General features: G+C 59.1%; 25 protein-coding genes and 3 pseudogenes. 16 read left to right on the top strand and 12 right to left on the bottom strand.

The window, feature by feature from the left end; genetic code table 11:
- Positions 1-7: 7 nt before the first annotated feature.
- Positions 8-1,006, bottom strand: coding sequence for a nicotinate-nucleotide--dimethylbenzimidazole phosphoribosyltransferase (locus tag NKI06_RS15555; RefSeq protein ID WP_023710483.1), 999 nt, complete (start codon positions 1,004-1,006; stop codon positions 8-10).
- 187 nt (positions 1,007-1,193) lie between these two features.
- Here NKI06_RS15555 and NKI06_RS15550 point away from each other — a divergent pair, with 187 nt between their 5' ends.
- Both NKI06_RS15550 and NKI06_RS15545 read left to right on the top strand, forming a co-directional pair.
- Positions 1,194-1,427: a DUF1289 domain-containing protein gene (locus NKI06_RS15550; RefSeq protein ID WP_023824914.1), complete on the top strand. Its 234-nt coding sequence runs from the start codon at positions 1,194-1,196 to the stop codon at positions 1,425-1,427.
- A 13-nt stretch (positions 1,428-1,440) separates the two neighbouring features.
- Positions 1,441-2,145, top strand: coding sequence for a TIGR02281 family clan AA aspartic protease (locus tag NKI06_RS15545; RefSeq protein ID WP_023726599.1), 705 nt, complete (start codon positions 1,441-1,443; stop codon positions 2,143-2,145).
- Between the two features lie 5 nt (positions 2,146-2,150).
- On the opposite strand, the gene dusA is transcribed toward NKI06_RS15545, so the two are convergent.
- Positions 2,151-3,143, bottom strand: a complete 993-nt coding sequence (gene dusA / locus NKI06_RS15540) for a tRNA dihydrouridine(20/20a) synthase DusA (protein ID WP_352986094.1) — start codon at positions 3,141-3,143, stop codon at positions 2,151-2,153.
- A gap of 105 nt (positions 3,144-3,248) precedes the next feature.
- On the opposite strand from dusA, the gene NKI06_RS15535 reads away from it, so the two are divergent.
- Positions 3,249-4,283 carry a tyrosine-type recombinase/integrase gene (locus tag NKI06_RS15535; protein WP_352986092.1) on the top strand — a complete coding sequence of 345 codons (1,035 nt, stop codon included), beginning with the start codon at positions 3,249-3,251 and terminating at the stop codon, positions 4,281-4,283.
- Positions 4,172-4,420, top strand: coding sequence for a tyrosine-type recombinase/integrase (locus NKI06_RS15530; protein ID WP_352986128.1), 249 nt, complete (start codon positions 4,172-4,174; stop codon positions 4,418-4,420). Before NKI06_RS15535 ends, NKI06_RS15530 begins: the two co-directional genes overlap by 112 nt.
- A gap of 96 nt (positions 4,421-4,516) precedes the next feature.
- On the opposite strand, the gene NKI06_RS15525 is transcribed toward NKI06_RS15530, so the two are convergent.
- Both NKI06_RS15525 and NKI06_RS15520 read right to left on the bottom strand, forming a co-directional pair.
- Positions 4,517-5,191 carry a LysR family transcriptional regulator substrate-binding protein gene (locus tag NKI06_RS15525; protein WP_352986091.1) on the bottom strand — a complete coding sequence of 225 codons (675 nt, stop codon included), beginning with the start codon at positions 5,189-5,191 and terminating at the stop codon, positions 4,517-4,519.
- A 277-nt stretch (positions 5,192-5,468) separates the two neighbouring features.
- Positions 5,469-6,659, bottom strand: coding sequence for a YcaO-like family protein (locus tag NKI06_RS15520; RefSeq protein WP_352986089.1), 1,191 nt, complete (start codon positions 6,657-6,659; stop codon positions 5,469-5,471).
- Between the two features lie 192 nt (positions 6,660-6,851).
- On the opposite strand from NKI06_RS15520, the gene NKI06_RS15515 reads away from it, so the two are divergent.
- A complete protein-coding gene (locus NKI06_RS15515; RefSeq protein WP_352986087.1) occupies positions 6,852-8,558 on the top strand; it encodes a tetratricopeptide repeat protein in 1,707 nt (568 codons plus the stop codon).
- A gap of 26 nt (positions 8,559-8,584) precedes the next feature.
- Here NKI06_RS15515 and NKI06_RS15510 read toward each other — a convergent pair whose 3' ends face one another.
- The gene (locus NKI06_RS15510; RefSeq protein WP_023738810.1) at positions 8,585-8,902 is read right to left on the bottom strand and encodes a hypothetical protein; all 318 of its coding nucleotides are present in this window, start codon (positions 8,900-8,902) and stop codon (positions 8,585-8,587) included.
- A 186-nt stretch (positions 8,903-9,088) separates the two neighbouring features.
- On the opposite strand from NKI06_RS15510, the gene NKI06_RS15505 reads away from it, so the two are divergent.
- Positions 9,089-10,525, top strand: coding sequence for a S8 family peptidase (locus NKI06_RS15505; RefSeq protein WP_352651911.1), 1,437 nt, complete (start codon positions 9,089-9,091; stop codon positions 10,523-10,525).
- Between the two features lie 594 nt (positions 10,526-11,119).
- On the opposite strand, the gene NKI06_RS15500 is transcribed toward NKI06_RS15505, so the two are convergent.
- Positions 11,120-12,493, bottom strand: coding sequence for an FAD-binding oxidoreductase (locus tag NKI06_RS15500; RefSeq protein ID WP_352986085.1), 1,374 nt, complete (start codon positions 12,491-12,493; stop codon positions 11,120-11,122).
- A gap of 247 nt (positions 12,494-12,740) precedes the next feature.
- Here NKI06_RS15500 and NKI06_RS15495 point away from each other — a divergent pair, with 247 nt between their 5' ends.
- Both NKI06_RS15495 and NKI06_RS15490 read left to right on the top strand, forming a co-directional pair.
- Positions 12,741-16,295 carry an adenylate/guanylate cyclase domain-containing protein gene (locus NKI06_RS15495; RefSeq protein ID WP_352986082.1) on the top strand — a complete coding sequence of 1,185 codons (3,555 nt, stop codon included), beginning with the start codon at positions 12,741-12,743 and terminating at the stop codon, positions 16,293-16,295.
- A 52-nt stretch (positions 16,296-16,347) separates the two neighbouring features.
- Positions 16,348-16,608: a DUF4242 domain-containing protein gene (locus NKI06_RS15490; RefSeq protein WP_023738806.1), complete on the top strand. Its 261-nt coding sequence runs from the start codon at positions 16,348-16,350 to the stop codon at positions 16,606-16,608.
- A gap of 198 nt (positions 16,609-16,806) precedes the next feature.
- Here NKI06_RS15490 and NKI06_RS15485 read toward each other — a convergent pair.
- Both NKI06_RS15485 and NKI06_RS15480 read right to left on the bottom strand, forming a co-directional pair.
- Positions 16,807-17,589, bottom strand: a pseudogene (locus tag NKI06_RS15485) (alpha/beta fold hydrolase).
- A gap of 168 nt (positions 17,590-17,757) precedes the next feature.
- Positions 17,758-18,873, bottom strand: coding sequence for a 1-aminocyclopropane-1-carboxylate deaminase (locus tag NKI06_RS15480; protein WP_352986081.1), 1,116 nt, complete (start codon positions 18,871-18,873; stop codon positions 17,758-17,760).
- A gap of 144 nt (positions 18,874-19,017) precedes the next feature.
- Here NKI06_RS15480 and NKI06_RS15475 point away from each other — a divergent pair, with 144 nt between their 5' ends.
- Positions 19,018-19,494 carry an Lrp/AsnC family transcriptional regulator gene (locus tag NKI06_RS15475; RefSeq protein WP_352986076.1) on the top strand — a complete coding sequence of 159 codons (477 nt, stop codon included), beginning with the start codon at positions 19,018-19,020 and terminating at the stop codon, positions 19,492-19,494.
- Positions 19,495-19,529: 35 nt separating this feature from the next.
- Here the strand turns inward: NKI06_RS15475 and NKI06_RS15470 are convergent.
- A pseudogene (locus tag NKI06_RS15470) lies at positions 19,530-20,307 on the bottom strand (SDR family oxidoreductase).
- A 450-nt stretch (positions 20,308-20,757) separates the two neighbouring features.
- Here NKI06_RS15470 and NKI06_RS15465 point away from each other — a divergent pair.
- From NKI06_RS15465 to NKI06_RS15455, 3 genes and pseudogenes are all read left to right on the top strand, one after another.
- A pseudogene (locus tag NKI06_RS15465) lies at positions 20,758-21,222 on the top strand (LysR family transcriptional regulator); the annotation flags it as partial.
- A gap of 46 nt (positions 21,223-21,268) precedes the next feature.
- Positions 21,269-21,469 (top strand): hypothetical protein, encoded by a 201-nt coding sequence (locus NKI06_RS15460; protein ID WP_352986074.1) that lies wholly within the window; start codon positions 21,269-21,271, stop codon positions 21,467-21,469.
- A gap of 22 nt (positions 21,470-21,491) precedes the next feature.
- The gene (locus NKI06_RS15455) at positions 21,492-21,698 is read left to right on the top strand and encodes a KTSC domain-containing protein (RefSeq protein ID WP_023697380.1); all 207 of its coding nucleotides are present in this window, start codon (positions 21,492-21,494) and stop codon (positions 21,696-21,698) included.
- Between the two features lie 617 nt (positions 21,699-22,315).
- Here NKI06_RS15455 and NKI06_RS15450 read toward each other — a convergent pair.
- Positions 22,316-22,447 (bottom strand): hypothetical protein, encoded by a 132-nt coding sequence (locus tag NKI06_RS15450; protein WP_352513636.1) that lies wholly within the window; start codon positions 22,445-22,447, stop codon positions 22,316-22,318.
- Between the two features lie 314 nt (positions 22,448-22,761).
- On the opposite strand from NKI06_RS15450, the gene NKI06_RS15445 reads away from it, so the two are divergent.
- On the top strand, positions 22,762-22,917 hold the full coding sequence (locus NKI06_RS15445) for a hypothetical protein (protein WP_352986072.1): 156 nt from the start codon (positions 22,762-22,764) through the stop codon (positions 22,915-22,917).
- 157 nt (positions 22,918-23,074) lie between these two features.
- Here the strand turns inward: NKI06_RS15445 and NKI06_RS15440 are convergent, their stop codons facing one another.
- A complete protein-coding gene (locus tag NKI06_RS15440) occupies positions 23,075-23,932 on the bottom strand; it encodes a tyrosine-type recombinase/integrase (protein WP_352986070.1) in 858 nt (285 codons plus the stop codon).
- Between the two features lie 94 nt (positions 23,933-24,026).
- Between NKI06_RS15440 and NKI06_RS15435 the strand changes: the two genes are divergently transcribed.
- Complete coding sequence (locus NKI06_RS15435; protein WP_352986069.1) at positions 24,027-24,257, top strand: hypothetical protein; 231 nt, start codon at positions 24,027-24,029, stop codon at positions 24,255-24,257.
- Here the strand turns inward: NKI06_RS15435 and NKI06_RS15430 are convergent.
- On the bottom strand, positions 24,242-24,700 hold the full coding sequence (locus NKI06_RS15430; RefSeq protein WP_352986067.1) for a hypothetical protein: 459 nt from the start codon (positions 24,698-24,700) through the stop codon (positions 24,242-24,244). The genes NKI06_RS15435 and NKI06_RS15430 overlap by 16 nt on opposite strands.
- Positions 24,701-25,335: 635 nt before the next feature.
- On the opposite strand from NKI06_RS15430, the gene NKI06_RS15425 reads away from it, so the two are divergent.
- Together NKI06_RS15425 and NKI06_RS15420 are read left to right on the top strand one after the other, a co-directional pair.
- On the top strand, positions 25,336-25,809 hold the full coding sequence (locus NKI06_RS15425; protein ID WP_352986066.1) for a hypothetical protein: 474 nt from the start codon (positions 25,336-25,338) through the stop codon (positions 25,807-25,809).
- Positions 25,810-25,819: 10 nt separating this feature from the next.
- On the top strand, positions 25,820-26,622 hold an 803-nt coding region (locus NKI06_RS15420; protein WP_352986065.1), incomplete at its 3' end, for an Ig-like domain-containing protein.

Raw genomic sequence — 26,622 nt, 5'->3', positions numbered from 1 at the left:
GCTTGTTCTAGGCTTTGACCGCCGCCGCCATGCCCGAACTGGTAAGCGCCGCCGCCTTGACCAGACCGGCGGCAAGGGCGGCCCCTACCCCTTCGCCGTGGCTGATGCCGAGATCGAACAGCGGCCTGAGGCCGAGCCGCTCGGCGGCAAGCCTTTGGCCGGGTTCGGGCGACTGGCTGGCCAGCAGGCAATGGTCGAGCGCACCCGGGTTGGCGGCATGCAGCACGGCAGCGGCAGCGGTCGCGGCGAAGCCGTCGAGCAGCACCGGGATTTTTTGCATCCGGGCGGCGAGGATGGCGCCGGCAATGGCCGCAAATTCGCGGCCACCGACCCGGCGCAGTGCTTCCAACGGGTCCTTCAGAGCCGCACCATGGAAGGCGACGGCTTTATCGACTACATCAGCCTTGCGCGCCTGCATGGCCGCGTCCGCGCCCGAGGCGGGGCCGACCCAGTCGGCGCCGCTGCCACCGAACAGGACGGCGCACAAGGCCGCCGCAACGGTGGAGTTGCCGACGCCGAGATCGCCAAGGCAAATCAGATCGGCGCCACCGGCGATGGCTTCCATGCCGAAGGCCATGGTGGCGGCGCAGCCGCGTTCGTCGAGGGCGGCGTCCTCGGTGATGTCGGCGGTCGCAATGTGCAGCGCCAGATCGAACACCTTGAGGCCAAGATTGTTGGCGACGCAAATCTGGTTGATTGCCGCACCGCCGGCGGCGCACAGCTCAACGGCGTTTGCGGTCGCAGCGACAGGGCGCGGCGAGATGCCGTGGCGGGTCACGCCATGGTTGCCGGCGAAGATCGCCACCAGGGGCCGGTTCACCGCCGGCGGGGCGCGCCCGCTCCAGGCAGCAAGCCAGGCGGCGATGTCCTCGATGCGGCCAAGCGAGGCTTTCGGCTTGTCGGCCTTGGAAAATAGGGTGCGCACCCTGTTTTCCGCGACTGTATCGGCAGGCGGCAGGCTCGCCAGCAGATTGCGAAAGTCGTCGAAGGGCAGCGCGCTGGTCATGTCGGTCCTGATCATTCCCTGTGGTTGATCAGCGGCATAACCGCCTTGCCCGGCCGGCACAACTCCCCTCGACATTGGCGCGAAAGCGGTTGCCCGCGCCGCATTCCGAAGGGCTTGCATTGGCTTTGCCGTTGCACCATGTGGAGATGGAACGAGGGATTCCGGACGGAACCTTCAAGAGAAAGTCATGACGGCCATCGAATCCCCGTGCATCCTGGTCTGTTCGATCGACATGAAAACCGGCTTCTGCTTCGGCTGTGGCCGCACGCGCGATGAAATCGGCGCCTGGATGGGGATGACGCCGGAGGTACGCCGCAGCGTCATGGCCGAGTTGCCGGCCCGATTGGAAACGGTCGAGCGCAGGCCGCGCCGGGAAACACGCCGCAGCCGCATGGCGCGCGAGCGCGACGTCCTCTCTTGAGGCGGCAGGTCCGATGAACCGACTGTTCTGGATCGTGATGGCGGCAATCGGCCTCGGGCTGGTGCTGCTGATGATCAACAACGACGCCGGCAGCACGTTCGGCATCGAGAATTACGATTTCAGCCGTCTGGTCTGGCTGGGGGCGATCGGCTTGCTCGTCAGCGCCGGCCTTGTCCGGTCCGGCAGGCCGCTCGGCGTCATGGCCCGCAATCTCGGCACGTGGGCCCTGATCGTGCTGGCGCTCGTCGCCGGCTACCAGTACCGCTACGAGTTGCAGGATTTCGCCAGCCGGGTGACGGCGGGCCTCGTTCCCGGCAGCCCGCTGGCGCTCGGCGTCGAGGACGGCCATGCCACCGTGACCCTGGACAAGGCCGACAGCGGCCATTTCGAGGCCCGCATCACGATCAACGGCGCGCCGATCCGCACCGTCGTCGATACCGGCGCGACCAGTACAGTGCTCACCGCCGAAGACGCGCAGGCGGCCGGCTTCAATCCGGCCGCGCTGAGCTTCACCGTCCCGGTCTCGACCGCCAATGGCATGGCGCGCGCCGCTTCGGTGCGCACCGACGAACTGGCGATCGGCGGCATCGTGCGCAAGAACATGCAGGTCATGGTCGCCGCGCCCGGCGCGCTCAGCCAGAGCCTGCTCGGCATGAACTTCATCGGTTCCCTGTCGGGTTTCGACGTGCGCGGCGACCGGATGATTCTGCGCGACTGAACTGCTTAAGCGGCCTTTTCAACACGGTCGAAATCGACGGCAGCGAACGCTGCCTTCAGCACATCCGGTCCGGCGCCGGGTTTCGTCGCGTCGGTGGACAGTATCTGCCGGAAGCGGCGCGCGCCCGGCAGGCCGTGGAACAGCCCGACCATGTGGCGGGTGACGTGGCCGAGCCGCCCGCCCTGCTCGATATGCCGCGCGGCGTAGTCGGCCATCGTGTGGATCAGCGCGGCAAAATCGTAGGCGCCGGCCTTGTCGCCGTAGAATGCCGCGTCGACGCCGGCCAGGATGCCTGGCGTGTGGTAGGCGGCGCGGCCAAGCATGGCGCCATCGACATGATCGAGGTGGCGAGCCGCCTCTTCGAGCGATTGAACGCCTCCATTGATGCCAATGAATTTGTTCGATTTTCTAGCCTTGAGGCGATAGACTCTGTCATAGTCGAGCGGCGGGATGTCGCGATTTTCCTTCGGGCTCAGACCCTCCAGCCAAGCCTTGCGCGCATGCACCCACAGCGCGTCGGCGCCGGCCGCGAAAACGCCGTCGGCCAGCGCGTCGAGCGCGGGCTCCGGATCCTGCTCGTCGACGCCGATGCGGCATTTGACCGTCACCGGGATTTTCACCGCCGCCTTCATCGCCGCCACACAATCGGCGACGAGGTCAGGCACTTTCATCAGGCAGGCGCCGAACGTGCCGGACTGGACGCGGTCGGACGGACAGCCGACATTGAGATTGATTTCGTCGTAACCGAACGCCTCGCCGATGCGCGCCGCCTCGGCCAGCTTTTGCGCATCGGAGCCGCCGAGTTGCAGTGCCACCGGATGTTCGGTCTCGTCAAAACCAAGCAGCCGCTCGCGCGCGCCATGGATGACAGCGTCCGCCACCACCATTTCGGTGTAGAGCAGCGCACGCTGCGTCAACTGGCGGTGGAAGAACCGGCAATGCCGGTCGGTCCAGTCCATCATCGGCGCAACGGAAATCCTATTGGCTTGATTTATCACGCTTTTTCTCGTATTTTCAGGGCCTCAAAACGTGCACACGTTCGCCGTTGTACGACACGATATCCGTCAGTTTTCGCATTTTGTACCCCTCCCTGTGCACACAGCGTGCACGAAAAAGAGACCACCCATGGCGTCCATCAACAAGTTGGCTTCCGGCAAGTGGCGTGTGCAGGTTCGCTGCAAGGCCACTCCCTCAGCACCAGCTTCTCGCTCCGCAAGGACGCCGAGATGTGGGCGCGCCGAATTGAGCGAGAAATCGACCTGGGTCAGAAGCCTGCTCCCAAGCACAAGGACGGGATCAAAACGGTCTCCGACCTGATCGACCTGCATATCGCCGATATGACGGAAGTTGGCAAGTTGATCGGGCGTTCGAAGGCATTCAGCCTGGACCTGCTACGAGCCAGGCTCGGAAGGCTCAACATCGCGGATCTCAGTCGCGAACAGGTCATAAAGTTCGGCAAGGAACGAGCCGAGGAAGGCGCCGGACCTGTCACCGTTGGAATAGACATCGGATACATCCGGACATTGCTGGTGCACGGCGCGGCTGTGCATGGACTGCCTTATTCAGCGGACCCGGTGGAACTTGGTCGTGTCGCCCTCGCCCGCTTGGGTCTTGTTGGCAAGGGCAACGAACGCGATCGGCGGCCGACACTTGGCGAGATAGAGGCCCTGATCAGCTACTTCAGAGAAAACAACTTCCAGATTATCCCCGTCGACAAGATCATCCGCTTTGCGATCGCCACCGCCATGCGGCTCGGGGAAATCTGCAACGCCACGTGGGAGGACCTGAACGACCGCAACAACACCCTGCTGATGCGAGATCGCAAGGACCCACGCCACAAAAAGGGCAATCACATGCGTATCCCGCTCCTCGATGTGAGTGGTTACGACGCCCGCGCGATCCTCGAAGAGCAGCGTTTCTCCACTGAGGGAAAGGGACGCATCTTCCCCTACAATGGGAAGTCGGCCGGAACCGCTTCCGACGTGCCTGTCATGAACTTAAGGTCGAGGACCTGCACTTCCAAGACCTGCGTCACGAAGGCACAAGCCGCCTGTTTGAAGCTGGCTTCAGCATCGAGCAGGTCGCCATGGTCACCGGGCACAAGGATTGGAAGATGCTCCGCCGCTATACCCACTTGAGGCCGGAGCAACTTCATGTGATCGCGGCGAGGCTTCAACAGACACCGCCACATACGGAGTTGCGGCAATCGGCTAATACCACTTTGCCAGACATCCGCCGTTGCTGGGAGGACAACGACGAATCCAGCATGGATTGAGCGATATTGTCACGGGTCGCAAGGATTGGAAGAAGTTGCGTTGATATACGCATCTCAGCCGGAAACCCTGCACACGATCCGAACTGCGAGGGCAGCCTAGCCGACCGCCAATAAATTGGCGCTTCCTAAGGAAACCGCAGGCGGCTCCGTGGAAAACGCAGCGATAATCGCCTCGAGCGAGACATTCAATGCGCTGGAAAAGGTCCTGCCCTTCTGCCAAATTGCGACGTAGTGATAGAGCGCGGAAGGTTCCACTGGCTTTATTCCTAGGTTAAACGCCGCGTACTCACGCGCGATGATCTCGTTTGTGATCGAAATGCCCAGGCCAGCCGAAACGTATCCGGCTTCGTGACCGTTGCAATCGAATTCCACCAGTATGTCTGGCTCAACGCCGGCGAAGCGCAAGGCATTGAAGTTCATCTGGTGAGCGGCGAACTGGGGATCGATATCGACGATCGTTTCGCCTGCCAGGTCTTGCGCCTCGATACAGGTTCGTTTTGAGAAACGGTGGTCGGGATGAAAGATGTATACGTTTCGTGCCGACCCAAGCGGAACCCATTCAAACAGACTTGCGTTCAGCGGCAGTCTCGAGATTCCAAGATCCGCCCGACCTGCCAGGATGTGCTCGCCGATCTGCTCGTAGCTTCCTGAAATCGAGCGGACATTCGAAGCGGTCTTTGAGTGGATGATCGCCACGACCTTGGGCAAGGTCACGAAACCGAAAACGGAAGGCGCGGCAATGGCGATCCGCTGCTTTTCCTGGTTCTTCATCGCGAAGATCGACGCTTCCAGCCGATCCAGGGACGTCTCTCAAGAGCACGGGACAACGCCTCTTGAGCGGGATGAGCACACCAAGCTGTTCCTTGAAGAACGAAGGGAACGCCGCCCGGAGCCGGACGCTACCCAGCCGTACGGAAATGGCTAGTTCTGCGCGTTTCACTACAGCGGCACACACTCCAAGAGTCGCGAGGCTAAAGCCGCTTGGCTGAACTTTTGCGGTGCGCGACCTGTCCAACGCCGGTGAACTCCTCGACAACGCGGGCTGAGGTCAGTACAAAATAGCGGTCGGATTAAGGTCCGATTCTGAAATAGGACTCTTGCGCGCGCCCATGGCTACCGGAACTTCGAACAGCCGGCCCTTGGCGTATCGGGGCCAGATAGGGCGAAGCGCAGGTGCGAGGACGCGGACGACGGTTGGCGCATCGTCGCGGGACAAGCACACAACGAACAGGTCAACGGCCTTTGACCTGAGTTTGCCGAGCACGTCCTCCGGCCCGGCGTGCTCACGGCGATGGTCAGGCCGACCTGAGGGCGTCAAATGGCTGTTTCGTCGCAACGACGCGGCAGCAGCCCAAGCGACGAAATTCGGTGGGATGGCCTGCCTGGCGGCAGACATCGGCCGTGCGAAACTGGCGGAAAGCATGAACTGGCAGACCTCGCCCAGAGCACCCTCAATGGCCTGATGCAGATCCGGGCCAGCAGCGGAACCAAACCAGAATCCTTTGCCATCCTCGCCATATGCCAGCGCGGCGACAACCGGGATCTCAAGATCATTGGTTAGGTCAATCAAATGAAGCTCCCGATGAAGTGTCCGCAACCAGCTACGAAACAACCTCACCAACTCTTCCTGACTTTGCGGTATCGTGACTTCCGGCAATTTAAGGCGATTATACCACCATATGGACACCGCATCGCGTTCAACAAGCTCGAGAACGGCACGTAGCGTCGCCTCTTCTCTATTTAGGCCAGCGGCAAGCCCCGAACTGTCTGCCAAACAAAATCCGAAATCGTAACAATTCGGGTATGAAAGCAGACAAGACGCTGCCGGCGCATATCCTCGATTTCCTGTTGAGACATGCTCGATCTCCAACCATGATATCGCTCGCCCAGTGTTGAAAGGCCCGGGTATCCATTGGTCTCGATCAGCGCTGGAGTTCCAAACCTCCGCATGGGCCAACTGTCGGGGCGAATACTTCAAAAGATCCCGAGGATCTATTGCCGAACCTTCCATCTCATCGAAGGTGGCCACCACGACCTGTTCGCGACCGGTATATACGGCACTGCTGCGCTCGATGCCTTCCATCACCGTCCGACTGAAGGCCTCGTCTGCGGTTCGGGCGCGCCCAGAAACCAGGCGTCGGCGGCCGGTGTGGTCCGGTGCCAATACGGCGGCGGCGACGTGAAAGGGACATTCCGTGGGCAGCGGCAGTACTGCAGGCGGGCTGGCGAACGTGATCAAGGGGAACCTCAGCGCCTTTCGCGACCTCATGTGGAGCTTCGCCTGCGATGTCCCGGGCAGGCCGACGCTGCATTCCAACTGGCTAATACGCCGATTTGTAGGTAGGATGACTTCTGCGGTGCAACATAATCAACAATTCGGGCTGACGTGCAAACGATAGTATCTGGCGAGGCCGCCTCGTCCGGTACGATCGTGGCCGAGACGCGGAAAGAACTCTTCATTCTGGCCGGTGACATGGTCGGATACAGCGAGTCCGTCTTCCGGAACCCCGAGACGGGCGTCCGTAATCTCGTCACGTCGCGCAACGCGTTTGTGAAGGCGCTGAAGGCAAATGGCGGACGGATAGTTTCGACTCCGGGTGACTTCGTCCTGGCAGCTTTCGAGTCTGCTTCGGACGCAGCGGTTGCTAGCATAGCAGCACAATCAGCGCTTCTCGAAAATAGGCTGCAAGATAGTCGCTGGCGGGTTGGAATTGCGTTCGGAGAGGTTTTTGAAATCGATGGCGACATCTATGGACATGCAGTCAACGTTGCGTCCCGCATTCAGGGAGTAGCGGCGCCCGGCCAGATACTTATGTCCGACGATGTCGTCCGGCGATTTCCTGATGGGTTTTCGGTCGTTACCGAAAGTATTGGCTCTAAGCGCCTGAAGAATATTAGCGAGAGCGTTCACGTATATTGTGTTGTAAGCTCTAAACCGGAGGAATATCGCTCCGGCTTTGTAGGGGACATTCAGCAATATAGAGAGAATATTGTAAAGCCGATTGTTGAAATTCAACCGTTTGAGCCGCAAGACGACTCGCAATCGGCGCGGTTCGTCGCGTCATCTCTGCAAGATGAGATTCATCTTGTCTTGGCGCGGCTCACCAATTCGATCTCGGTTCGAGACACGACCGCCGTGGCGCGAGGCAAGCCCCATTATGTCTTGCGATCGAGCATCAGCGCGCGCGGCCAGCATCTCCGGATCATGCCTCGGCTGATTTCGGTGTCTGACGGCGCGACCATCTGGGCCGAGCGATACGACTACGATCTTCGCGACAGCTTCGACGCCCAGGACCAGATTGCCTCGGAAGTCGTATCTGCTTTGCAATTGGCGCTGACCGACGGGGAACAGGCGCAGATTTGGAAGCGTGGAACACGCAGTGGTTTGGCGTGGGAGACCTTTCAGCGAGGTCATGACGAGGAGCGCCGATACACACGGGAGGGGCATCGGCGGGCGAAGGAATTCTATTCCAGTGCACTGGCCATGGATCCCACCTACCTGTGCGCCCTGGTAGCTTTCGGGTTCTGCTATCTCGACGAGGTGCGTCTGGGCTGGGCAGAGAACGACGAGAAAGCGATCCACGAGGCCGAACTTCTATACGAGCGTGCCTCGCGCATTGACGCCGGCCATTCGGACGTGCTGGCTCTGCTGGCATTCTTGCGATTTCTTCAACGGAAGCCTCAGGAGGCGCAGCGGGCCATGGATGATGCCGTCGCGGTCGCGGGTCACAGTCCAGAAATCGTAGGATACCAGGGCGCGCTCATGGATCTGCTCGGCAACTACCCTGCCGCCATTCGGGCCTATAATCGCGCGGCTTCGCTGAGCCACCATGTCTCGCCTTGGATATCGGCCAATCTTGCACTCTCCAATCTGGCGGTGGGGAGAGCCAAAGAGGCTGAACTGATTTGCCGCGAGGTGGTCGCATCGCATCCCGGTTACGTTAGAGCGTGGCTTGCTTTAACGGTCGCGTTGATGCGTCAGGAAAAGGTCAGTGAAGCGCTTCGGGCGGCGAGCCGTGTGCTGGACCTGGACCCGAAATTCACGGTGACGGAGTGGTCGCACGGCAGGCCATTTGCGGATGAAGCCCTGCTGGCCGCGTTCGCGAGAGACATGGAGAAGGCTAGCCTTCCCAGTTAGAAGCCGGCCTCACAGGGTATCCGCGCTCATCGACCGCAGCCGAAGAGGGCTGCCGCGCTCATTCCGGCAACGAAATCCTGATTGCGTGCAAGGTAGTCCCTGAGTTGGTCACGCGTTGCAATGCCTGCCGGGGGCAGCGGCACGACTATCTTCACGACGGTCGGATCATCGATTATGGCCAGTGCGGGCCTGTCAAGGATGTCATTAAAGGCCGCAGTGAGTGAGTACTCGTCCATGGCTCCGATGGACCCGGAACTTTCCGGCAGTACTCGAAACCACTCCGCGATTATGGCCTGCGCGATTTCCGTCTGCTGCCGATTACGCTTTGCCCTCGCCCGTGCCATCAAATCCCCCTATCTGTAACCGGCAGACACCATGAGCCCGTCAAACGAGCACCCCGCTGAAATGTCCCCCAAGCCGCCGCTTGAGAAATCGGGCAAGGACGGTGAGACATTATTGCCACGCCCACCTTTTCAAATTACTCTATTGCGAATTGGCGACTTGGGCAATCGGCCCGGTGGGGGTTTGGCATGCGCTGCTTACCGACTCTGTTCGTCGCAAGCCTGATCCTTGCAAACGCGCCGCTTGCGAACGCGGGTGAGGAGTCATCTGGCGCGACCCCGTTGGAGCCTATTCCTGGCACCGTGATTTCCGAGATGCAGGCCAAGGCTGACAGCACGTCAATCATATGGCTCAAACGCGGAAAGGATTACACTGAGGCTGACGTCAACCAGATAGCGCGAACAATTCTCGGGGAAGCCTTCATCGATCAAAACGGAGGCGAAAAGTATTTCTCCGATAACGTAGGCAATCTGCATTCGCTCAGCGCGCTCACACTTCCCGTATCAGCCGCGACCGCCCGCGCTCGGGTGGCTGAAGAGAAGATCCTCGAAGTAGGCGAGATCAGCTCAAATTCGCTGATTTTCGGCATGGGCTTCGAGTGCGGGGACGAAGACGATCAAAAAGCCATCTCCACTACGGAGTCTCTCCCTAGGAACATCAAGCGGGTCAACCCCAGTCCTGTGGATGCGAGCGCGCTGACGAAAACCGTTTGGATTGTCGACAGCGGCATCGGCCCTGGGTCAGATATCGCCAACGAATTGCAGATCGTCGAGCAGCGACTTTGCACGGGGAGTTGCGTTTCCGAAACGCCCGCCGATCCAATCGGACACGGAACCATGGTGGCCGGGATAATCGGCGCAAAAAAAGGAAACAATCTAGAACTGATTGGAGTGGCTCCGGGGATCAGGATACGCGCGCTGCGAATATTTACCGCATCATATCCGGTCGACCTGTTGAGCAATGCGCTTACGGCCCTTCAGTATGTCAAGACATACGCCGCCGCAGGCGATGTTGTGAACGTGAGCTTTGGAGCCTATTACAATCCGCTGTATGTACCCGGGGCAGCGTCTGGAACGACAGAGCCCAGTCCGGAATCGAAGGTTGAAGACCTTCTGCGGGACCTTGCGCAAAACAAGCAGCTTTTTATTTCGGTTGCTGCCGGAAATACCGACGTCATTGGCGGTTCGGGATACGTGCAGACCATCTCTCCCGCTCGTGCTGGCGGATACCGGTTTCCTTCCACGGGCACTCCGACTGGAGCAGTAATCACCGTTTCTGCGGTGAGGAAGACCGACGTGTTCTGGAACTTTTCCGCTTATGGAAACGGCAACATCGACATGACTAGTGGCATCCAGATAGGACCGCCTGATTTCGCTGCGCCCGGCGTAAAGATCCGATCGCTATGGCCGGGCAACGTCGCAAACCCGAATGGCCAGACAAACGTTTGCTCGGGAACCTCATTTGCAGCTGCACACGTTTCGGGCTTGCTGGTGTACGGAATTCCAAAGCCCGACAAGAGCGCCCTTTTCGATCCGTCTGCGCTTGTTCCTGGCAAGCTTCCGGGGAGCGACAAGCCGAGTGACTACAGCGTTGCCAGGCAAGATCCAATCGCTACGAAGCCCTAAGCTGTTGGTAACGGGACGCGTGTCGCCTCGGTCGCAGTGATGTGGACATAGCTGTTGCACAACGGGCAGAGTGCGGTCCGCACATTGTTTGGCGACATCGGATCATCCAAATTTTGCAAGCTCGACCGAACGCCGATGACGAATGAGCAGTCCTCGGCCCACGACATAGGTGCCTGGAGGGCAGCTCCAACGCGCAACCGGGGTCGCGAGCTGGCGAGTGCGGAAGCAACCGCCCCGAAATTGCTAACCGATATGGCTCCGAGACCCCGAAGAAACCGTGAGAATAAGTCGCGCCGACTGAGCATTGCCGGTCTCCGTCCGATGAGCCCATGCTAGGCCCGCTCCACACGTTTGTCGAGGGTGTTCCACAGCGCGAGGTGACCCTCGAATGTCCACTTCAGGGGTGCAGGACTGATTTTCCGAGGGCCGAACTCAACGCGACGCGTGGCGCAACCGCGACCTCCAGCCTGGTCGCCGTCAACGTCCGCTTTCAGGCGTCGGCAGAGCTCACTTCAACGGCCGACATGGGGCGCAAAGCGGACTTTGCACATTGACCGCCTTAGACCCGGTATGGACGGACCACCTCTACTGAATCTATATGGCGGGACGGATGTTTTGGTTGACGCGGAAAAAGTTGGCAGGGTCGAACTTCCCCTTTAGGGCCGCGAGGCGCGGATAATTGTCGCCGTAGCTCGCCTGAATACGCTCATCGCCTTCATCATCCATCATGAAATTGGGATAGGCGCCGCCTAGGTCAAACGGATGAACAGCCTGCCAGCAGTCGGTGGCCCACTTCTTGAGGGCTGGCGCCATGCCCGGATCGGGATCTATCCCGGCGATCACCATGGACCAGGTCACATCGCGGGCGTTCCAGGCGCTGTCCGCTTTGCCCCGGCGATGCACCGCGCCATCGACCGGGTAAAGATGCATGCACGAACCCGGGCTTGCCTTGCTTGCATGTAGGAGATGGGCGTCGATGGCGACATCTGGCAGCTCTCGGACAAAATCGCCCTTCCAATACCATTGCAGCCCGGCCGGATAGAGCGCGTCGAACAAGGTCTGCAACGCCGTGTAGGGGATCGGGCCGGCCCAGTCGATCAGGGGCTTGGGGAGAGCCGCGCGGATGGCGTTGACGGCCACTTCGCCGCCCTCGCCGTTATGCGCGACAACGAGGACACACATCTGTTTGTTCCAGTGCTCCGGTGGGAAAGGAGCGCCGCCAGGGACCGATTGCAGTCCGAGGAAGATGTAGAAATCCTCCGGAGCTTTCGCCTGGAAATCCCGATACCAGCGCATCACCTCAGCGGCATCGCCAACATCGAAGATGATCGGTCCGCCATAGAGCATTTTCGCTGGGTGCGTGCGAAACAGGAAACTGGTCACTACACCGAAGTTTCCTCCGCCGCCGCGAAGCGCCCACAAGAGATCTGCATTCTCGGCTTCGCTGGCGGTCATGAAACTCCCGTCGGCCAACACCACATCGGCTTCGATGAGGTTGTCTACTGCCAGGCCATATTGCCGGCTGAGGTAGCCGTGGCCGCCGCTCAGTGTCAGGCCGGCGACCCCAGTGGTCGAAATGATCCCGAAGGGGACTGCCTGGCCAAAGGCGTGGGTAGCATGGTCAACTTCGCCAGTCGTGCAGCCGGGTCCGACCCGCACCTTGCGGTTCCTTGGATCGACTCGGACGCCTTTCATAGTCGAGAGGTCGATCACGAGGCCATCGTCGACGCTGCCGAACCCCGGTCCATTGTGACCACCCCCGCGGATTGCAATCGGAAGTCGCCTATCACGTCCGAAGTTCACTGCGGCCATGACGTCTCCGGCATCGGCGCACCGGGCAATAATCAGCGGCCGCTTGTCGATCATACCATTGTATAGCTTGCGGGCATCGTCATAGCCGACGTCGCCGACGCCGATGACTTGGCCCCGCAGACTCTGTGCGAATTCCGCAATTTGCGTCCTATCCATTCCAGCCTCCAAGGAAGGCCACCCGAGAGTTTCGAGCTTCACCCGCGGCGCTCAATTTCCCGACTTTTATCTTGCGCCGAAAGCCACGCGTGGTCCAACCGAAATTGATATCCCGCGCCTCCTTCGCGGACCGTTCTGGCCATCGAGGAGTTTTGGCCGGCTGCTCGTCTCGATCTCCCGATCTGAAAGGTGGTGCCGCCACGAGATTCGCGCTAGTTTGGATCGCGGTGCCGCATGAGAAAGCTCGATGCAAACAATTGAGGATTGGCTGAGCCACCTCGGTCTCGGCAAGTACCTGCAGGCGTTCCTCGAAAACGACGTCGACCTTCGAGCGCTTCCCCATATCACGGACGCCGATCTCCAGGAGCTTGGTGTCTCGCTCGGGCACCGGAAGATCATTCTGGCCGCGATCGATGGACTTGGACAGCCTCACCCCAACGGAGCTCGTCTTGCCTCGGTTCCAGTCGGTAGGCCGGAAGCTCAGACCACCGAAGTGCCGCAAGAACCAGCTGCCGACCGGCGGCTCCTCAGCGTGCTGTTCTGTGATCTGGTCGGCTCGACGGCGCTATCGGCGCAGCTCGACCCGGAAGACATGCACGAGCTCACACGCCGCTATCAGGACAGCGTCGCTGGCGCAATCACCCGCTTTGGCGGCTATGTCGCCAAATATCTAGGAGACGGCGTGCTTGCCTATTTCGGGTGGCCGATGGCTTACGAGGATCACGCAGAGCGTTCCATTCGGGCTGGCCTCCAGGCCCTCGCCGCAGTCGAGGCCATCCAATCGCCCGACGGCGAGCAACTGAAGGCGCGTATTGGCATCGCATCGGGCCACGTGGTGGTCGGCGACATAGCGGGCAGCAGCGTGAACGAGCGCGCCTCAATCGCAGGGGACACACCCAATCTCGCGGCGCGCCTGCAAAGCGCTGCCGCTCCCGGTCAGATCGTCGTTGCCGACAGCACGCGTCGGCTCGCCGGGCAGTCCTTCGAAATCGAGAGCCTCGGTGAGCAGGAGCTGAAAGGCTTCAAATCGCCTATTGCCCTATTCGCGGTTCGTGGCGAGCGGGAGGTGGAAAGCCGGTTCGACGCAGCGCACGATCGCGCTTTGTCGAAGTTCGTCGGCCGAACCAGCGAAATCGGCATTCTTCTCGAGCGCTGGGAGTTGGCCGAAGCCAGCCAAGGCCAGGCGGTTTTCGTGTCGGGAGAAGCGGGCATCGGGAAGTCGCGCCTCGTGGATGCGCTCGAGGAACGGCTTTATGAGAGCCATCATGAGCTAATCCGGCTGCAGTGCTCCCCCTATCACATCACCTCAGCCTTCTACCCCATCATCCAACGCCTAAGCCGGCTTGCAGGCTTTTCATCCGCCGACAGCGAAGCCATGCGCGATGAAAAATTTCGCGCGATTGTTCAACGTTACGGGGAACATCCCTCGGAGGTCGGACCGATCTACGCCGAGTTGCTCTCGCTCGACCTCGGCGGCGCGTTCAAACCGCTCGATCTCTCCGCCCAACATCGTAAGGAACTCAGCGTCGACACATTGGCGAACCGCGTTCTGCTCGCTGCGAAGATTGCGCCGGTGCTCTTTGTCGTCGAGGATGCGCACTGGATCGATCCGTCGACTAATGAATTTCTCACAGAAGTTGTGAACCGCGTGCATGGTGCGGCCGTCCTTGTCGTTGTGACGCACCGACCGGAATGGACCGCCGGGTGGGCAACCGGACTGGCTCAGGTGACGACGCTCGCCATTGGGCGCCTGACGAAGCAACAGATGCGAGAGCTGATTGAATCGATGCTCGCGGATATTCCCGACCAGCTTGCCGACCGAATTGCCGAGCGAACAGACGGTGTACCATTGTTTGTCGAGGAGCTGACGCGCTCAATCATGGAGAGCGGAAAGGCGGCGTCGCTCAACGTCGAGATCCCAGATAGTCTGCAGGGCTCCCTTATGGCGCGACTCGATCGTTTGACAGCGACGGCCAAGGAAGTCGCACAAATTGCCTCAGTGATAGGCAGGGAATTCGATCGTGGCCTACTCTCGAAAGTTGCCGGACTCGAAGATAAGGGTCTCGACGACGCGTTGCATCAGCTCATGTCCACCCAACTCGTCGTGACTGGAGGCGTTCTGCAGGACGCGCTCGTTTTCCGCCATGCGCTCATCCAGGATACAGCTTACCAGTCGCTTCTCAGTCGGCGGCGCCGCCACTATCATGAAGCGATAGCCAGGGTCCTCATCGACGGATATCCCGATCTCGTCGTCACGCAGCCCGAGCTCATTGCCCAGCACTACGTCAGGGGACAGCAAAATGAGCTTGCCCTCCCGTACTGGATGATGGCCGGCGAACGCGCGCTGGGGCGATCAGCCAACTACGAGGCGGTCGACCATTTTCAGAACGCTCTTGCTATAGCGGAGCACTTGCCGAAAGGACGGGCTCAGCAAAAAGATGTGCTCGAGGCGACCCTAAAACTCTGCGAAGCACTGAGCGCCGCAGGCCGGTTGTCGGACTCCGTTGCAAAATACGAGCTGACCGCGCGACTGGCTCGCGAAGCTAGCGATACCAAGGCCTTCATCCGCTCTGCACTCGGTTTTGATGCCGCCCAGTTCCTTTCCTCGAAGCCGCTCGCCGAATCGCTCCAGCTACTCAGGGAAGCGATGGGCAAAATCGACCACGACGATCAGAAATCGCGCTGCCAGCTTCTCACCCGCCTTGCGCGCGCATATGCGTACCTTGGCGACGCTAAGAACAGCGCGAAATACCATAAGGAGGGCGTCAATCTGGCTCGGCAGCTTGATGACAAGCCTTCGCTCTTGGAACTCTCTGTCTTGCCTTTCCTAACCCCGACGACAGTCAAGTCTGCCGCGGAGGCAACCGATCGGACTACTCGCATAGACGAAATAAAGCGCCTCTCGGCTGAGATAAACGACGACGACATGCGGGGCCGAGCCCTAATACTCGACGTTTACGTCTCCACCGAATTGGGCAATCGTACTCGAGCCGATCTAGCGATCGATGGATTGGAAGAGCTCGGAACGCTACGCCAGCGGCTCCACCTCCTTTGGATGGCTCGGCATGCCCGGGCCATGATGGCTATTCTTGAGGGACGTTTCACGACGGCTGAGGCACTTGCAGGAGAAGCACTAAGCATGGGTAGACAGACGCATGGCGCGGAAGTCGAGGGCGTCTACGGCATGCAGATGTTCGCGATCCGACGTGAACAGAGCCGCCTGTCGGAGGTCGCACCGGTCATGAAGCGTTTGATCCAAGAGAACCCCGATGAAACCACCTGGTTGCCAGGTTTTGCGTTGGTTGCATGTGATTTGGGCTATCGGGACGCAGCGCAGCGTAGGCTGAGGGAGCTGGCTCGCACCGGTTTCGCAATGCCGCTAGATGCGAAGCGAAGCACGTCCCTCTCGTTCATGTCGGAAGTCGCGATCAGCCTCGGCGACACAGAGGCGGCGCAAACGATCTACGACCTTATGATCGCCTACAAGGATATGACCATCATGGCGGGAGTCGCAACTGTCTGCTTTGGAGCAGCGAGCCGCTATCTAGGAATGTTGTCCGCCTCGCTAGGTGACTTCGAGAAGGCCGCCGCGCACTTCGAGCATGCACTCGAGATGAACGCAGCCAGCAGTTCAAGACCGTGGCTCGCGCATGCACAGGCCGAATATGCGAGCCTGCTTATGAAAATCGGTAGCAAGAAAGCGATCGAGAGAGCAATGTCACTATCGGAGCAAGCCTGGGCAACTGCGGTCGAACTGGATATGGTCCGTTTGAAGAAGAGGTTGCAACCGACCCTGCATTAAGGGGCTCGGTCGTGCTTCGCCGGCATCAACACGGTTCAGAAGGAGCCTTCTCATGCCACGCTACGTCATCGAACGAGATTTTGCCGAACAGCTTAACCTTTCAAAGGACTCGGTCGAAAATGTCAATTTGATCAATGACGAGGAAGGCGTCCAGTGGATCATCTCCTTCCTCAGCGCCGACAGGAAAAAGACCTATTGCCTTTACGAAGCGGCTAACCCTGAAGCCATTCGGGCCGCAGCCCGACGAAACAACCTGCCCGCTGATGTGATCATTGAGATCAGTGGCGAGATTGGGCCCAATATGTTCGCTTAGCGCAATAGGCCGCAAGCAGCCAAATGGCGACGAATTTCCAAGTTGGCCCGTCCGTCGCAAACGGGCCGTCTCGCCTGTCACTCGGATGTCTGCTTTTGGGATGCTGCTATGACCGCTGAGCAGCCATTGCGCCATTCATCGGGGCAGCGCACAATGGTCGCCTGCCCCGATGCTACCCGCATCAACTGCCGAACCCGCTCATTTCGAGATGGTCTGCGCCGCTTGGTCTATCGTATCCGCAATCACTTAGGCTGAGTCATAAAGAGCGCATGGCTTGCCGACACCGTGGTCACCTTGGCGCCGATGCGATGCGCCAGGTGAAGCAGCATGGCCTGGTCGAATGCTTTGTCTTCTGTGGCGATTACAGCCCAGCTTGGCTTCGACCGCCAAGCCGCGTTGTTGAGCTTCGTGCCGAAGGCCGACATGTTTATCGGGACCTGCGAGTCCCGCATGAAGGCGACGTCTTGGTCACCAACGTCATGAGCGAAACCGGACTTGAAATTCTCCGGCTTCACGAAGCCGAAGCCATTATCGGTGGTTTCGACAACAAACCCGGCGGCAGGTGCAAAACCTTCGTGCTGCTGACCAGTTGTCTCCCCGGCATCTGGCGAAAGCGCAGAAACGTAGACCAGCCCGCGACCTTGGGATTGACCCCTGCTTCCGCGATGACGGTGCCGCCCCAGAGTGCCCAACGAGAACGGTCGGGCCATCCTGACGATCAAGAACACGCTTGGTTGAAGCGACATCATCCTCCAGTGACGTCAATGGGTTCTGGACGATCGTGACGCGATAGCCGCGTTGGGTGAGTTCGTCATAGACCCCGCGCCAGCCAGAACCATCGGCAAATGCCCCGTGGACGAGAACGACATTCTTAACCGCTTGCGTGTCGGAGATGCGGTCGGCGGAATCTGAGATTGTCGGCGACGCCAAACCTGCGCCGAGAGCGGTTGCGGCCAAAAGACTTTTGGTTTTGGTATTCATGGAGAGCTCCTTTCGAATTTATAGGGGTGAGGGTTACGTTAGGCTTCCTCAGAAGAACGATGCCTCGACGGGTTTGCACACGCTGTCTTCGCAGTTGAGACGCGTCGCACCCAAAGCACACGCCGCGTTCCCGGGCGCAGCTGGTTATGCCGAAGAGTATCCGCAGACCTATGGGAACATGGGCGGATAGTTGGCGGCGTATGGGTCGCTATTGGTCTTGGCCAAGGGCGACTTGACATTTGCCATCACAATCTCGCGGTCGGCACCATCGTCCTTGTAATAGTAGCTGTAGCCATTGATCGCAGGCGCGCCGCCCAGATGCGCATAGAGAATCTTCGAACCCTCAGAGAAGAAGCCTTTGCGCGCCAGATCGATCAGGCCCTGCATGGACTTGCCTTCGTAGACCGGATCCGTAATCATCGCCTCGGTACGAGCCGCAAGCCGGATTGCGTCGTTTGTCGCGTCTGACGGCACGCCATAGGCTGGATAGGCATAATCAGGGTTGATCACGATCTCGTCGTCGAGGATGGAACGGCCGAGGCCGACGAGGCCTGCAGTGTCGTCGACAATGCGGCGAACCTGCGCACGGGTCTGGGCGGGCGTCCCAGACGCGTCTATGCCGATGACCCGATTCGCGCGGTTCTGTGCCGCGAAGCCGACAATCATGCCGGCCTGCGTGGAGCCTGTCACGACGCAGACGACGATGTAGTCGAAGGTCAGACCGAGCTCAGCTTCTTGGGCGGCCACCTCTTCGGCAAAACCGACATAGCCGAGCCCGCCGAATTTGTGCACTGAAGCGCCGGCAGGGATTGCGTAAGGCTTTCCGCCAGCGTCCTTCACCGACTGAATGGCGTCTTCCCAGCTTCTGCGAATGCCGATATCGAAGCCATTGTCGACGAGGCGGCTGTCGGCGCCCATCAGACGCGTCATAAGAATATTGCCAACACGGTCATAAACGGCGTCATGGTGCGGCACCCATTTTTCTTGGACCACCACGCATTTCATGCCAATCTTAGCTGCAGCAGCTGCGACCATGCGCGTGTGGTTGGACTGTACGCCTCCGATTGACACGAGTGTGTCCGCTCCAGAGGCGATGGCGTCCGGAATGATGTATTCAAGCTTTCTCAGCTTGTTTCCGCCCAAGGCAAGGCCGGAGTTACAGTCGTCGCGTTTTGCATAGATCTGGACCTTGTTCCCTAGCGCTGCGCTGAGCCGAGGTAGGTGCTCGATCGGCGTCGCGCCGAACGTCAGCGGATAGCGTTCAAACTTTTCGAGAAGCGACACTTTTCGTCTCCGTTTTCGAATTTTGATAAGAATAGGGTAATCGAAACACCGGGAAAGGTGCTCTCTAATTTTTGCTGGTGAATCTTCCAAAACTGACGCAGAAGTGCGGTTCAGGCATCATTGCCCGCCAAATCTGGAGAAAATATGGAAGAATCTTCCGCAACTGAACTTGATCGCACAGACATCAAAATACTTCGTGCGCTTCAGACCGACGGGCGGCTCACAAATGCGGACCTAGCAATCCGTGTGAATGTCAGCGCGGCAACGTGCCATCGCCGTACGCAGCGCCTGTTCGACGAAGGGCACATCGTGGGAGTGCGCGCTGAGATCGCACCAACTTCCGTCGGACTCGGCGCGCTGGTCATGGTGGGCGTCGTACTCGATCGTTCGACGCCTGAAAGCTTCGCTGCATTCGAAGAGGCGGTACACAAGCTCCAGGAGGTCTTGGACTGCAACCTCGTCGCCGGCGACTTTGACTACCTTCTGAAGATACGGGCCCGTGACATGGCGGATTTCAACAAGCTTCATGGGCAGAAACTCATTGCCCTCCCGGGTGTTCGACAGACTCGAACATTCTTCGTTATGAAGGAAGTCAAGGAGAACGCACGCCTTCCATTCTAGCGGGTCAGGAGCCCCGATTTTGCTGAGACGATGGTCTAGACTGTCGGGATGGTGCCGCCATCGATTACGAACTCCGATCCGGTAATGCTGCCCGCACGGTCGGAGGCGAGGAATGCGTCAGGCTTGCAACTTCTTCCGGCTTCGACGGCCGGCCGATCGGAATGCCACCCAGCGACTCCATGATCATCCGCTTGCCGACTGTCGCATCTCCACCTTGTTCCGCTCCCAACCGCTCTGCCAAATGGACAGCCGCCTCCGTTTCGATCCAGCCGGGAGAAACCCGAGCAACGCGCACTCCTTGCGACGAAATCTCTTTGGACAGGCTCTTGCTGTAGGTTGAGAGGGCAGCCTTTGCCGCAGCGTAGGCCGTCGTCGCCCCGGGCAATGGCAGCGTCCGCTGGATTGAGGTCACATGAATGATGACCCCAGTGCCGCGTTCCACCATCCCGGGCACGAACTCCCGATCAAGCCGCACCGCAGGCTTAGATTCAGGTCGAGTTCTCTTGCCCATATGTTGTCACTAAGGACCTTGAAGCCTCCGGCCGGGGCTGACGACCCGCCCAGCATGTGAACGACGATATCCACACCTCCCATACGCTCTCGCACGCCATCGGCGAGAGTCGTGCAGCCTTCGGGCGTCGTCAGGTCGGCGGCCACAAAGAAGGATTCGCTGAGGTCGCCAGGATTCTTGCGGGCGCTGGTCACAACCTGAGCGCCGAGATCCTGGAACAGGGCGACTGTCGCCGCGCCGGCGCCACGAGTGCCGGAGGTAATCAGTGCTCGCTTACCCTTCATTGTGAGGAACGGGATCATAGGGTGATCCCCAATTCTGCGATCTTTTCGCCATCGAGGACGAATGTGTACCTCAGGTCTACCGGGCTGCCGGGGAAGTCCCCGACAATATGGCTCGTCACAAGCGTCTGGCCGACTTCGGTTTCGACAGCGAACGGCTCGAACGTGTAATTATACTTCTTCGAGGCATGCGCTTTCCATCCGCCGATCGCATCCCGGCCCTTGTAGGTGCTGCCTTCATCCCTGACGACTGCCGTCTCGGTGAAACACCGGATACCTCCTCAGCGCTCCTGCTCCGCTCAGCCGAAAAATAGTTGGCAATGCCTTTGGGTAGCTCGATACTCATCTGTTCGTCTCCTCTGTCTGATGCGCGTGCGGTAGGCCGACGCATGTTCTATCCGCCAAACTTAAGGCTGGACTGGCGCAACGATAATCGGGATAAACTGGGATGTTGATGCGAGAAACAGGATAATGCCACGCCACAGCTTGACCGATCTTGACGCGGTGCTCGCCATCGCACGCAAGGGTTCCTTCCGTTCGGCCGCGCTCGAACTAGGGCTGTCCACGACTGCCATAAGCAGTGTGATCGGCAAACTGGAGCGACAACTCGGAATTCGCCTGTTCAACCGCACGACCCGTAGCGTCTCGCTAACAGACGCGGGCCGAAATTTTGTCGATCAGATTGGCCCCGCGGTAGATGACATCTACCAGGCAATGGACAACGCAAGGTCGCAACAGGAGACGCCGTCTGGCACACTTCGCATCAACACCTTCGCGATGGCTGCGCGTGAAGTCCTGTCGCCGATCATCCTGCAATTCGTAGGTCGCTATCCGCAGGTGCATGTCGACTTGGTCACGGAAGGTCGCATCGTCGACATCGTTGCCGAAGGTTTCGACCTAGGGATACGAAGCGAAGGCCTAGTCCCGAGCGACATACCGATCCGGAGCACGAGCCGCTCGAACTGGACGCTTAGGACCAAAAGTGCCGAAATACCACGTTGAGGAAATGGACGGCGATACCGTGACGGCTACCCACATCGTCCACGCGACAACGTCGATCAGGGCGGCGCGGGAAGCGACAGAGCGCGACATCACGCTGCGCACCAGCGAGCCCATCTGGATCAGGGTTGCCGACGAAAAGCGCGGCCACATATTCGAATACAGTTTCAGCCAACTCGGCTAGCTGAGTTTTTGAATGGCATACAATGCCGTCGACCTCGATACGCAAGTTCGACTATGACCCCAACACCAGGGTTCTCTCGGTTTGGTTTGTAGCGAGCGGGAAGCATTACGAGTTTTTGGACGTACCTGCTGAGGCCGTTGCTGCGTTCAAAGCTGCCTTTGCCAAGGGCGTCTATTTTAACAGCCACATCCGCAATCGTTATGCAGTCCGGCTCGCGCCAGGGCGCTGACATCTGGAGACGCCGGGCTTGTTCAGGGATGGCCCGCGCCTGCTTCCGAGCGCGGGCCGACCATGATGAGTGAGGGGCCATCTTGGTCACCGGCAGGACCGCTGAGAACGCGAGCCGGGTGTGACCGAACAGCCTCGGAGCGAGGATGTTCCCGGCTGACGCAAAAAGGCCGAAGGGCGCAATTAGCATCGACTTAATTAGGTCCGGATCATTTTAACGAATCGTTGACCGCGCTGTCCCAGAATAGGACGGCGCGGTCAAACCCCAACCTTGGCTGCGCAGGCGGCTTCGGCACTCAGGCCCACCCCCGAGCTGTCGGAGCCGCCACCCACCCCACACTTATACCAGCAATGGTTGAATCAACCGTTACTGCACGTGCTTTCCACGGTGCTTCCCTGATCGTTAAACTTTGACGGATCAAACAGGGGATTCACAGATTCAGAGACTCGACCGATGGAAACGATCTTCGATGACATCGGCAACGGCCTCAGAGCGCCCGCACAGACGCATGCCGCCCTGTATGCGCCTTCGCATCGACATGGCCGGCAAGCTGTTCCTTGGCGTCGCAGTTGGCCTGGGCCTTGGCTTTGGAATGGCGATCGCGGGTTAGACCCGACCTATCGGTTCGGGCGGTCCGTAGCCAAAGCGTTGTAGAGCACCAAACACGCCAGCAACGAAATGACGCTGCCCAGCAGGTCGCCTACGGTCAGGCCGGAAAAATAGACAAGATCGAACGCCAGTACCGCCATCGCTCCAGCCAATCATGATTCGGGACACTGCCGACATTAACCGTTAGTCGGCGCTAATGTTCCGGTCTGGATAGTGTTCAATCTTTTGGTTGAACTTGCGCCATTCGCCAACAATCCAAAGTTGGGCGAAGCAATCAAGCTTGCGAATGAATACGCCTCCGGAGACGTCCCCATCGGTCAAGAGGTTTTCGAGGCCATCGGAGCGTCGCGGAAAGAAATGATAGAGAGTTGGCGAAAGAGGCGGAACGCTATCCGGCCTGGCAAGCTCGCTCCCACACCACGCAACGTCATCCAAAGTACCGCGAGGAATAGGAATGGCTCAGGTCCGCAAGCGCACCCTGCCCTCCGGTGAAGTTCGCTGGCTGGCAGACTACTTCGATGCCGACGGCAATCGCCGCGCCAAGCAGTTCGACAAGCGCAAGGATGCCGACGCCTATCTGGTAAAGGTGCGACGTGACCTGCAGCTATGATTCGAATCCAGGTTCCCCAGTCAGTTGATTTTAAAGCGATTTTTTCGTTTCATCATTAGAACATTTCGTGTCAGTAGGACGCACGGTCGGTAATTTTGTTCCCGTTTCGAGCTTGCGGATGGCGCTTCCGCCGAGCGCCGGATCTCGGTTGAGGTAGTTAGAATCGAAAATTGCGGCCACGTCCCGAAGGCTGTGGCCGGTGATCGTTGCGATTTCCGGCACCGAGGCCTCGACGAGCGCCAGGCGCGTTACAGCAGTCCCGCGATGTATTGAAGGTCACTCCGACCACGGCGGCCGAGGCGCAGGCCTTGCGCCACGATGATCGAAAGCCATCTGAGGTCCATGGCACGCCGTCGCTGTTCAAAAGTATCTGCCCGACCTTGTCGCGCAGCGCCTCGAGCGCAGCCTTGAGCGGCCCTCCGACGGGAATGACCACACGAGTTCCGGTCTTGGATTGCTGCAGGCGGATCACCTTGCCGTCATACGGCTGCCAAGTGAGCCGCAGCAGGTCGCCCTGGCGCTGACCGGTCCACAAGGCCAGTGTGAGCGGCAGATGCAGGTGCGCGGGAGCGCTGGCATAGAATGCGGCCTCGTCGGCGGCAGTCCAGACGTTAGCCACCCTGGTGCCGCGATAGAGGCGCCCGCCCTTCTCGCAAGGATTGGCTGACACAAGGCCGCGACCGTGTCCCCAGGACAGGATCCTCGCCAGCGCCTGCCAGCCATAGTCTGCCTGTCGGCGCGATGCCTTGGCGCGCTCGTCGCGCCACTCCATGAAGATGCCGCGCGTGCGGCGGTCGCTCATGCCCGACAGCGGGAAGTCACCGAATTTCTTTTCGATAACCTTGATCAGCTTGACATAGTCGGCTTGCGTGCGCGGCGCCAGGTCATCCAAATCCGAGCTGGCCTGAAATGCATTCAGCACGGACAGCAGCACGCCCTGGCGCGGCTTGGCCTTGGTCGCGGCGGCAGCTTTGTAGGCTGCGATGAATTCGGGATCTCCAGGCTTGCCAGGCAAGCGTGGCCCGCCCTTCCAAGCCCACTAGTAGGTGACGAGGCTGCCGTCGGCGAGCTGTTTGGTGCGGCTGTTCAGCCCCTTAAGACGAACGCGCATGATTTTTTATCCACTGGTCGACGGGTTTTCCGGTTCGCTCGTATGTGTAGCGGCGATGACCACGATCTTGCCCGTCGCCGGATCTATTTCTACCCTGCCAGGCTCCATGTTGCCTTTGCGTGCGCTCTTGATCGCGCGCAATATCGGCAATTTTGAAGGAGATCAGTGTGCCGGTCATTTTGGATTGCTCCCGCCTTTTCAGCCGCCGCGTTTTCAAAAAGATTCGTGAGGTTTTGGATTAACTGCTTGGAGCAGATCCTTGACGGGCAGCCCTATCACCTCCTCGATGCCAATTAAGACTTCCAGGACAATTCGAGCCGGCCTGAGAATGATCGAAACCGGATATTGCTCGCGCCTAATTACCTCTCCTACCGGTGACGATGCATCGAAATCATACCATCCCTGCCCTTCCTGGTCGAAAGACAAGGCCAACACAGGATCACTTTCCATCAACGGGCTGCCCGTCTCCCAAGCCGCGCGATACATAGGCAAAAGTGCCATCGCGGCGGAGACCGCACGAGATGCGACCATGCCAGCACTAGTCAGAACGACCACAGTGCGCGCAGTCGTGATTTCAGCTCCAGAATAGGTGTTCCACTTACGGTCAGCGTTGGTCCAAGGGAAAAGCCCGTTTCGCTTTCGCCACGCGTTGAAAGTGACATTGGATACCAATGCCGCCTCCAACAACGTGGATTGAGGGAAGCGATGCGGTTTGCGCTTTTGGTCCATAATCATACGACTGTATGATTTCGAATTTTTGATGCAACTGTATTATTTTGCTCCGGCATGAGGCGAGGTGCGGAAAAATTCGGACTCTTGGGACCTTCTCAGATGGTTACAGCAACCGACACCGTGAAACGCAATTGTCCATGTGATCGGCGGTTGCTGCTACACATTCCCCTCGCTGGGGCATGCGTTTCTGGAAGGCGGTCCGCAGCCGGTTCCGTGCACGTTTTATTTTGACTGTTAACTGTCACGCTAGTCGAATGTTGACGACTCCCCCTCGGAAGAGTTAATAATCTCCTAATATAAGCATTTTCTTAAAAACATGATCGGCAGCCGACGAGTTTGCCGACGCAATGGGGAGACGCAGCGCGACGACCAATCTCGTCGCAACATCATCATCATCATCAACATCGAGCCGCCATCCGTAAACGGTACTGCTGAGTCAGCCGTTCGCAAGGCGTAACATACCGGCGGTTGGGTGGGCTGACGAAGTCTATGAGCTTTGATAGCGAGTGCTTTGTCTTTTCAGTGCGGTCGGTAAACGGATGTGGGGGCATCTGTGTATGAGTAAGGGGGTTATAATGGCTGCTTCTCAAATCATACACGCCGACGGAATGTCGACGTTGCTTCCCCATACGCCACAGGGCGGAGACTATACCTACCGCTTAGCCGAAAATGCGCCCGTCCCCATTTCCACCGTTCTGACCAATATATCTCTCGATGGGTCGAGCAGCGATCTGGCCGAAAACGCACTTTGCTGTCCGAATGATGAGTTTTCCGCCTCGACCGATCCGAAGAAGGCCGCTGCTGCCTACGAAGATTCAGCAGGCATCAAGCTGTGTTTGCCAGACTCGGGGGGGTGGGCGTTTGGCATTGGTACACGTGCCATTGGTCTGGATGCGACCTCATTTCGTCCGGCGCTCTCTCCCAGGATCAAGCCGTTAGTTGGCGAAGGCGAACTTGCCCTCAGAGGTTCACAATTTTTGAGCGACCCCGCCGCAAGCGGCAGGTCGATGTCGACACGTCTTGATCGACAAGAACAACTAGCGAGATAGGGGACGGGGTATGGCAACGACAACTGGTACAAGCGGCAACGACAATCTGGTCGGCGGTAGTGGAGACGACGTGCTTTTGGGCGGTGCCGGAAGCGATCGCCTGAATGGCGGTTCAGGCGCCGATACGCTCGATGGAGGCAGTGGGTTCGATACGGTCCTGGGCGGATCGGGAGCCGACACGCTTATCTACCGTGCGTGGGAAAATCAGTACAAGATGGGTGGCCTAGTATACGGCACCGGGACAACCGGTGGACAAACAACCTTTTCCGGCTACGACACCTATGACGGCGGCAACGGCAATGCTGCGAAAGGCACTGCCGAGATCGATACGCTCGCTATCTATCTAAGCAATGATCAACTAGCCAATGCGTCATTTATGACGGCGTTTAATACCGAACTTGCTCAATTTCGTGCCTTCATTGCTGCAAACTCCAACTCGAATACCGGCCAAGCAGGCCAGGCAGAATTTACATTCACCACGGTCAACCTCAAGGTTTCCGCGATCGAGCAGGTTACCGTTCTCAATAATGACGGACGTGTTCCTGTATACGTCAATATTGTCGATTCTTCCTTAAATGATAACGACAATCTCTCAGTGGTAACATTCACTTTTGTTGGCCCGGTGACGGGCTTCACTTTAGCAGACGTTACGGCAACCCACGGCACGCTGACTGATTTTGTGATGATTGACGCTTCGCATTATACGGCGAAGTTTACAGCCGACGACGGCTTCGCCGGCCAGGGCTCGGTCTCGGTGACGGCCGGCAGCTACACCGACACCGCCGGCAACACCGGTAGTGCGGGCTCCGACAC

This window comes from Mesorhizobium sp. M0772, from assembly GCF_040320135.1.
Lineage (GTDB): Bacteria > Pseudomonadota > Alphaproteobacteria > Rhizobiales > Rhizobiaceae > Mesorhizobium.
This window is presented reverse-complemented; position numbering and strand designations above follow the sequence as displayed.